We start from the raw sequence: 413 nt of genomic DNA on the forward strand, positions 1-413 counted from the left end.
AAAATGGTGCCGTAACTTCGGGAGAAGGCACGCTGGCGCGTAGGTGAAGAGACTTGCTCTCGGAGCTGAAGCCAGTCGCAGATACCAGCTGGCTGCAACTGTTTAATAAAAACACAGCACTGTGCAAACACGAAAGTGGACGTATACGGTGTGACGCCTGCCCGGTGCTGGAAGGTTAATTGATGGGGTCAGCCGCAAGGCGAAGCTCTTGATCGAAGCCCCAGTAAACGGCGGCCGTAACTATAACGGTCCTAAGGTAGCGAAATTCCTTGTCGGGTAAGTTCCGACCTGCACGAATGGCGTAATGATGGCCAGGCTGTCTCCACCCGAGACTCAGTGAAATTGAACTCGCTGTGAAGATGCAGTGTACCCGCGGCAAGACGGAAAGACCCCGTGAACCTTTACTATAGCTT

1 rRNA gene is annotated in these 413 nt (G+C 53.3%); it reads left to right on the plus strand.

The window, feature by feature from the left end:
* A 23S ribosomal RNA gene (locus CVN76_RS02065) occupies positions 1–413 on the plus strand; the annotation flags it as partial.

This window comes from Bacillus sp. mrc49, from assembly GCF_002803435.1.